This window comes from Streptomyces sp. NPDC046876, assembly GCF_040645035.1.
Lineage (GTDB): Bacteria > Actinomycetota > Actinomycetes > Streptomycetales > Streptomycetaceae > Streptomyces.
In genome coordinates this window covers 174,894-182,517 of the sequence record NZ_JBEYXK010000007.1, presented here as the reverse complement: position 1 = coordinate 182,517, position 7,624 = coordinate 174,894, and the positions used below count along the sequence as shown (strand labels likewise).

Sequence of the window (7,624 nt, the reverse complement as noted above, 5' to 3'; positions counted from 1 at the left end):
TTCGCAACACTCTTCCCCAACCCGCCGCTCTTCCGAGCGGCCGCACCTTCTGAACGCGGCGCTCGCACCGCTCGGCCGCGAGCGGCCTCCCGGGCTTCGCCCCGCTGCACCGGACTCCGTCCGGTGACGGCCGGGGCGGGGCCGGGGGCCTCGGGCCGGGGTCGGCCGTTCTCTGCGGGTGGGGAGCCGCTGCGCGGAGCCGTTTCCCCACCCCGCCCCTTCCCGAAACCGGGTCCTGCGGCCCCGGCCCCCGCTGCCGGGCTGCGCCCCGCACCCGCCTGCGGCTCCGCCCCAGACCCCGCGCCTCAAACGCCGGCGGGGCTGGATTTTCGCCGGGCGGGGCTGGAATTGCCGCGCAGCGGCACATTTCAGCCCGCGCGGCGTTTGAGCGCACCGGGCGCGGAGCGCCCGGGTCTTTCAGCCCCGCCGGGTCCATCCCAGCCCCGCCGGCGTTTGAGGCGGAAGGGGTCCGGGGCCGCAGGCCACGGTTTCGGGAAGGGGCGGGGTGGGGAACCGCTCCGCGCAGCGGCGACCCGCGGCAGCGCAGCGGCAGCGGCAGGCCCGCCGCGGGGGCGTCTCGCGGGGTGGAAACCCCGGCCGGTGCTGCGCGGGCGGGGATTACCCTGGGCGGCATGACCTCGCTCGATGCCACCACCTCCCCCGTCCAGGCCACCGCCCACCGCGCCCGCACCGCCGCCGCGACCCTGGCCCCGCTCCCGCGGTCCGCCAAGGACACCGCGCTGCTGGCGATCGCCGACGCGCTGGAGGCCCGTACGGCCGAGATCGTCACCGCCAACGCCGTCGACACCGACAAGGCCCGAGCCGCCGGCACCAGCGAGACCGTCATCGACCGGCTCACCCTCACCCCGGAGCGGGTCGCCGCCATCGCCTCCGACGTGCGGGACGTCGCCGCCCTCCCCGACCCGGTCGGCGAGGTGGTCCGCGGCTCCACCCTCCCCAACGGCATCGACCTGCGCCAGGTCCGCGTCCCGCTCGGCGTCGTCGGCATCATCTACGAGGCCCGCCCCAACGTCACCGTCGACGCCGCCGCCCTCTGCCTGAAGTCCGGCAACGCGGTCCTGCTGCGCGGCAGCTCCTCCGCGTACGCCTCCAACACGGCCCTCGTCGCCATCCTCCGCGACGCCGTCGAGTCGGCCGGGCTGCCCGCGGACGCGATCCAGCTGGTCCCCGGCGAGTCCCGCGACTCCGTCCGCGAGCTGATGCGCGCCCGCGGCCTCGTCGACGTCCTCATCCCGCGCGGCGGCGCCTCCCTCATCAAGACGGTCGTCGAGGAGTCCACCGTCCCGGTCATCGAGACCGGTACCGGCAACTGCCACGTCTACGTGGACGCGCAGGCCGACCTCGGCATGGCCGTGGAGATCCTGGTCAACTCCAAGGCCCAGCGCCCCTCCGTCTGCAACGCCGCCGAGACCCTCCTCGTCCACCGCGACATCGCCGACGCCTTCCTGCCGCTCGCCCTCGACGCGCTCGCCGACGCCGGCGTCACCGTCCACGGGGACGAGCGCGTCCTGGCCGCCGCCGAGGACTCCAAGGTCACCGCCGTGCCCGCCACCGACGAGGACTGGGCGGCCGAGTACCTCTCCTACGACATCGCCGCCGGCGTCGTGGACTCCCTCGACGACGCCGTCGCCCACATCCGCCGCTGGACCTCCGGCCACACCGAGGCGATCGTGACCACCTCGCAGGCCGCCGCCCGCCGCTTCACCCAGCTGGTCGACTCGACCACGGTCGCCGTGAACGCGTCCACCCGGTTCACCGACGGTGGCCAGTTCGGCTTCGGCGCGGAGATCGGCATCTCCACCCAGAAGCTGCACGCCCGCGGCCCCATGGGCCTCCCGGAGCTCACCTCCACCAAGTACATCGTCACCGGCGACGGTCACACCCGGTAGTCGCCCGCCCCACGCCGTGTGGCCGGATTTCGGCGAACACCCTGCCCAAACCAGACCACCGGGTCTACGCTGTTTCCGTGCCGGACGACGTGGGGGGCAAGATCCCGGACGACGGGGAGCCCGACGACGACCGCGGAGGCGCGGATCAGGACTTCGCCTCCGTGGTGTTCGACGAGGACTTCGTCCGGGCCGCCGAGATCCATGAGCCCAGCGCCGCCGAGCGCCAGCGCGCCGCCGACCGGGCGCGCGCCGAGGCCGAGGCCGCCCGCGCCGTCGCCGGCGGCTGGACCTCCGACGAGGACTACGACCCGTACGGCTACGGCCGCCCCGACGGGTACGGCATCGACGAGCCCGGCTGGGAGCAGGCCCATGCCCACGGCTGCCCCGACGGCCCGTACGGGGCCTACGGCGGCAGCCTGCGCCCGTACCGCGGCCGCTCCCCGTGGCTGCGCCCCGTCGCCTGGGTCCTCGCGTTCGTGATGGGCCTCGGCATGGTGGCCCTGGCTTTCAGCGCGGTCTACCGCAGCGCCTCCGGCAAGTCCGAGCCCGCTCCCGCCCCCGCCAGCACCCCGCTCACCGAAGTCACGGGCGCCGGGGCGTTTATGGACCGCGTCGGCCGCCAACCCTGAAGGTACGACCCCACTTCCGTTCGCCGGAGCCGGGGGCTTCTCTGAAGCGGGGACAGCGGGAGAAGCGATGGCCGTGCCAGCAGATCCACCCGACAACACCCCCGACGGTCGCGGCGGGGGCGACGAGGAATTCCGGCCGGACGAGTACCGGTCGGTGGTGTTCGACGATGACTTCGTCCGAGCTGCCCGACTCCAGGAGTACTCGGCCCAGGAGCGCATGGGCGAGCACGCGCGGGCCGTCCGCAGCCGCTCCATCTGGTCCGGCAGCGGCCCCTCCCGGCCCCGGACGGGCACCCCGAGCCGCGCCGCCCGCCAGGGCATGATGCTCGTGCTGCTCATTGCGGTGGCCTTCGCCGCGGCCGTCTACATGGGCCTGCGGAATCCCGCCACGCCCCTGCCCGACAGCCACACCGACCCGCTGAGCAGCACCGTCGTCCCGCTCGCGCCGACCGCCCCGGTGCCCGGCGGGCGGCCCGCCGACCTGTTCGCCAAGAGCCCGGCGGCCGACTACCGCGTCGGCGCGGCCGGGATCACCCTGCCCGCCGCCCGCCGCACCCACCACTTCACCGAGGGCCAGGTGGTCACCGCCCTGTCCATCGCCAAGGACTACCTGGTGCAGTCCTCGCTGGACCCCGACGTCCTGGCCGGCGCCGCCACCCGGCCGGTGCGGGTCCTGCTCGACCCCGACCTGCTGGCCCAGTTCGACCGCAGCATGACCTCGCCCTCCGGCGACGGCCGCCACGCGGCCACCGGCTGGCTGGTCCGCTTCGACCAGAACACCGCCGTGGTCGCCGACTCGCGGGTCCGGGTGAGCGGGGCCCTGACCTACCAGGAGGTCTCCCCGGACGTGCTGGAGGTCGTCACGGACCACACCTTCGTGTACGCGGTACGGCCGGCCACCGGGGCGCCCGCACCCGCGGACGGGGCCTCGCTGTTCACCGTCCGCCGCGAGCTCCGGCTGCGCTTCGACCGGGAGGACCTCACGGCCCGCCGGGCGGAGCTGGCCGCCGCCTACGTGATGGCCGGTCCGCAGGACTGCTCCGCCGACCCCGCCGACAGCTTCCGCCCCCTCCTGGCCGGCGCCGGGCCCACCACGGTGGGCCCGGCCGCGAGCGACCCGTACGCCGCAGGCCATCCCCGCCGCACCGCAGGACTGTGCGGGGTCCTGGCTCCCGAAGAGGGCGCGACGCCTCCGGTCAGCCCTGCTCCGTAGCCCCCGCGCCGCCGGAGGCAGCGGAGCCCTGGGCGGAGCCGGCCGCGCCGCTGCCGCCCGTGAACCGCTCCCGGAGCTTCCCGCCCAGGTCGGCCGTGCCGCCCGCGATGTCGCCCACCAGCTTCATCAGCGGGTCCTTGCTGGTGCGCACCGAGTCTGCGTAGTGCGCGGCCGACTGGCGGAAGGAGTCCGAGACCGAGGCGTCCTTGTCCTCGTCGCGGCGCGGGTAGTGGCCGTCCATGATCCGCTGGAAGTCCCGGCTCTGCGACCACTTCTTCAGCTCGGCCGCCCGCACCGTGGTGAAGGGATGCGTCCGCGGCAGCATGTTGAGGATCTTCAGGACCGAGTCGCGCAGATCGCCGCTCGCCTCGTACTCCTCGGCCTGGGCCAGGAAGGAGTCCACGTTCATCTCGTGGAGGTGGTTGCCGCCCGCGATCTTCATCAGTCCGCGCATCGAGGCCTGCACGTCCTGCCCGACCAGCAGACCCGCCCGGTCCGCCGACAGCTCCGACTTGCGGAACCACTCCCGCAGGGCCGTCACGATCGCCGTGATCGCCACCGTGCCCAGCGGGATCCACGCCACCTTCAGCGCCAGGTTCGTCAGGAACAGCAGGACCGTGCGGTACACGGAGTGGCCCGACAGCGCGTGGCCCACCTCGTGGCCCACGACCGCCCGCATCTCCTCCTCGTCCAGCAGCTCCACCAGGGCCGTGGTCACCACGATGATCGGCTCGTCCAGCCCGATGCACATCGCGTTCGGCTTCGGGTCCTGCTGCACGTACATCTGCGGGACCTGCTCCAGGTCCAGCACGTAACAGGCGTCCCGCAGCATCGCGTACAGGTGCGGGAACTGGGTCTCGCCCACCCGCACCGAGTCCGACAGGAACAGCAGCCGCAGGCTGCGCTCCGGCAGCAGCCCGCTCAGGGCCTTGAACACCGTGTCGAACCCGGTCAGCTTGCGCAGCGCCACCAGCGCCGAGCGGTCCGCCGGATGCTCGTACGCCCGCGACGAGATGCCCTCGAACCGCCTCCGCTCCCGAGCCGGCACCTTCTCGAATCCCGTACCGCCCATGACGCCTCCCCCTTGATCGGCCCGCCTGCTTCCTGCGTCTATCCTCTCCAACGCCTGAGTCGGCGCGAGCGTGCCCCAGGCCCCCGCATACGATGTGAGCGAAGTCTCCGCCCGCTCCCCGACCCGATAGGTACCTGCCTGATGAGCCTCACCTCCACCGCCCACAACCTGGTGCTCCTCGCATCGGAGGGCACCGAGCAGCACGGCGGCAACCACGACAGCCTGAACCCGTACCTGACCGGCGGCGGCGCCTTCGTCGTGCTGCTCCTCATGCTGTGGGTCACCACCCGTCTGAACCGCGACCGCTGACCCGCGCCCGCACAGCCGCTCGCATGCGGGTCCGCACCGCTCCGCCGGGCCAGTAGGCTCTGCGCTCATGGGAGAGCAGGAGATGCCTACCGGCCCGGTCAAGCGCCGGCTCGGCGTGATGGGCGGGACTTTCGACCCGATCCACCACGGACACCTGGTGGCCGCCAGCGAAGTGGCCGCCCTGTTCCACCTCGACGAGGTGGTCTTCGTACCGACCGGTGAGCCGTGGCAGAAGTCCCAGCGGGCCGTGTCGCCCGCGGAGGACCGCTATCTGATGACGGTCATCGCCACGGCCTCGAACCCCCAGTTCTCGGTGAGCCGCATCGACATCGACCGCGGCGGCCCGACGTACACCATCGACACGCTGCGCGACCTGACCGCGCTCAACCCGGACGCCGACCTGTTCTTCATCACCGGCGCCGACGCCCTCGCGCAGATCCTGACCTGGCGCAACGCCGACGAGCTGTTCTCCCTCGCCCACTTCATCGGGGTGACCCGCCCGGGACACCACCTCACCGACGACGGGCTGCCCGAGGGCGGGGTCTCGCTCGTCGAGGTGCCCGCGCTCGCGATCTCCTCCACGGACTGCCGCACGCGGGTGGCCCAGGGCGACCCGGTCTGGTACCTGGTACCCGACGGTGTGGTTCGCTACATCGACAAGCGTGAGCTGTATCGGGGAACCTGAGCTTCCGGAAGAGAGGGGCCCCGCGGTGAACGACCGACAGCAGCCGTACGACCCGTACGCCGCCCAGGAGCAGCAGCTCATCGGCTACGACGCGTACGGGCAGCCGGTGTACGGCCACGTGCCCGCGCAGCCCGCCCCACAGGCCCCGCCCCACGGCGCGGGGTACGACCAGCAGTACGGCTACGACCCGTCCTACGGCGGCGGGCAGCAGCAGTACTACGCGCAGGGGTACGCACCGCAGGACCCCTCCCAGGCCCCGGCCCACGGATACGACACCGCCTACGGCAACGGCTACGACACGGCGCACTTCCAGCAGGCGCCGCAGGCGCCGCAGGCACAGCCGTGGATCCCGCAGCAGGCCGCCCCGCAGGCCGCCCCGCACCCCGTACAGCAGCCGCAGCCCGGTCAGGGCGCGGACCCGGATCCCGACCCGGCGCCGGTCCGGAACCGGCAGGTCCCCGAGCCGCGCCGCGCCGCCGACGGTGAGGCAGGGGCCCCGGACTACCGCACCGAGCAGTTCGCCTTCCTCGACCAGCCGGACGAGGAGTCCGAGGACGTCATCGACTGGCTGAAGTTCACCGAGAGCCGCACCGAGCGCCGCGAGGAGGCCCGCCGCCGCGGCCGCAACCGCGTGGTGGCCCTGATCGTCGTCCTCGCCCTGTTCGTCGTCGGCGGCCTCGGCTGGCTCTGGTACGCGGGCAAGCTGCCCTTCCTCGAGGGCCCGGGCAAGGCCGGGAAGCCCGCGGCCGCCTCCGGGCCGCAGAAGCGCGACATGATCGTCGTCCACGTCCACAACACCAAGAAGGGCGGCACCTCCACCGCTCTGCTCGTGGACAACGTGACCACGCAGAAGGGCGCCACCGTCCTGCTGCCGAACACCCTCGGCGTCGCCAAGGACGACGGCAGCGCCGCCCCCCTCGGCAAGGCCGTCGAGGAGGGCGGCCTCGGCGTGCGCGAGTCCCTCGACTCGGTGCTCGGCACCCGCATCGGCGGCACCTGGCGCCTGGACACCCCCTTCCTGGAGAACCTGGTCGAGCTGGTCGGCGGCATCGAGGTCGACACCGACACCGCCGTCCCCGCCGACGACGCCGTCAAGGCCCCGGCCGTGGCCCAGGGCGCCAAGCAGCACCTCAGCGGTGCCATGGCCGTCGCCTACGCCATGCACCGGGCCCAGGGCGAGCCCGAGGCCAAGCAGCTGGACCGGCTCGGCAAGGTGCTCTACGGGGTGCTGCGCAAGATCTCCGGCGACCCCAAGGCGGCCACCGTGACGGTGGAGAGCATGGGCCAGATCCTCGACCCCTCCCTGAACGCGCAGGGCCTCGGCACCCTGCTGGCCAGGCTCGGCGAGCACGCCAAGGAGGGCCCCGCCGGCTACCGCACCGACGTGCTCGGCGTGAAACCGGACGGCACCCTCACCGACGACGCCAACAAGAACGTGGTCAAGGAGGTGCTCGGCGGCAGCTTCACGGCCGCCCCGGCGGGCACCGCGCCGCGCGTGGGCCTGCGCGACGCCACCGGGGACGAGAAGACGCAGGTGGCGGCGAGGGCCGCGCTGCTGAACGGCGGCTACACCTTCGTCGACGGCGGCAAGGCCGACCGGACGCAGCCGGCCACGCAGATCACGTACCAGGACGACGCGCAGCGCGCCAAGGCCGTCGAGGTGGCCAAGACGCTCGGCCTGCCGGAGACGGTGGTCAAGAAGGGCGAGAACGCGGTGAACGCCGACGTGGTGGTCACGCTGGGCAAGGACTACAAGCCGTCCTGACCGGCCCGGCCCCGCCCCGGGCGGCCGGGCCCCGGCCCCGG

Annotated in this window: 7 protein-coding genes; 6 read left to right on the top strand and 1 reads right to left on the bottom strand. The window is 73.5% G+C overall.

Annotation, left to right across the window (positions count from 1 at the left end):
* Positions 1–632: 632 nt before the first annotated feature.
* The 3 genes from ABZ924_RS07230 to ABZ924_RS07220 all read left to right on the top strand — a co-directional run bounded on the left by ABZ924_RS07230 (position 633) and on the right by ABZ924_RS07220 (position 3,752).
* Entirely contained in the window at positions 633–1,910 is a 1,278-nt protein-coding gene (locus ABZ924_RS07230; RefSeq protein WP_361905368.1) for a glutamate-5-semialdehyde dehydrogenase, read from the top strand.
* A 77-nt stretch (positions 1,911–1,987) separates the two neighbouring features.
* Positions 1,988–2,539, top strand: a complete 552-nt coding sequence (locus tag ABZ924_RS07225; RefSeq protein ID WP_361905365.1) for a hypothetical protein — start codon at positions 1,988–1,990, stop codon at positions 2,537–2,539.
* Positions 2,540–2,606: 67 nt separating this feature from the next.
* Complete coding sequence (locus ABZ924_RS07220) at positions 2,607–3,752, top strand: hypothetical protein (RefSeq protein ID WP_361905362.1); 1,146 nt, start codon at positions 2,607–2,609, stop codon at positions 3,750–3,752.
* Here the strand turns inward: ABZ924_RS07220 and ABZ924_RS07215 are convergent.
* Positions 3,736–4,824, bottom strand: a complete 1,089-nt coding sequence (locus tag ABZ924_RS07215; protein WP_361905359.1) for a M48 family metallopeptidase — start codon at positions 4,822–4,824, stop codon at positions 3,736–3,738. The genes ABZ924_RS07220 and ABZ924_RS07215 overlap by 17 nt on opposite strands.
* Positions 4,825–4,965: 141 nt before the next feature.
* Here ABZ924_RS07215 and ABZ924_RS07210 point away from each other — a divergent pair, with 141 nt between their 5' ends.
* From ABZ924_RS07210 to ABZ924_RS07200, 3 genes are all read left to right on the top strand, one after another.
* A complete protein-coding gene (locus ABZ924_RS07210) occupies positions 4,966–5,133 on the top strand; it encodes a hypothetical protein (protein WP_361905356.1) in 168 nt (55 codons plus the stop codon).
* Between the two features lie 67 nt (positions 5,134–5,200).
* Positions 5,201–5,818: a nicotinate-nucleotide adenylyltransferase gene (nadD, locus tag ABZ924_RS07205; RefSeq protein ID WP_361905353.1), complete on the top strand. Its 618-nt coding sequence runs from the start codon at positions 5,201–5,203 to the stop codon at positions 5,816–5,818.
* Between the two features lie 25 nt (positions 5,819–5,843).
* Complete coding sequence (locus tag ABZ924_RS07200; RefSeq protein ID WP_361905350.1) at positions 5,844–7,583, top strand: LCP family protein; 1,740 nt, start codon at positions 5,844–5,846, stop codon at positions 7,581–7,583.
* Positions 7,584–7,624: the final 41 nt, after the last annotated feature.

Coding starts and splice junctions, on each gene's coding strand:
- ABZ924_RS07230 (WP_361905368.1), top strand. CDS start 633: ATGACCTCGCTCGATGCCACCACCTCCCCCGTCCAGGCCACCGCCCAC.
- ABZ924_RS07220 (WP_361905362.1), top strand. CDS start 2,607: ATGGCCGTGCCAGCAGATCCACCCGACAACACCCCCGACGGTCGCGGC.
- ABZ924_RS07215 (WP_361905359.1), bottom strand. CDS start 4,824: ATGGGCGGTACGGGATTCGAGAAGGTGCCGGCTCGGGAGCGGAGGCGG.
- ABZ924_RS07210 (WP_361905356.1), top strand. CDS start 4,966: ATGAGCCTCACCTCCACCGCCCACAACCTGGTGCTCCTCGCATCGGAG.
- nadD (WP_361905353.1), top strand. CDS start 5,201: ATGGGAGAGCAGGAGATGCCTACCGGCCCGGTCAAGCGCCGGCTCGGC.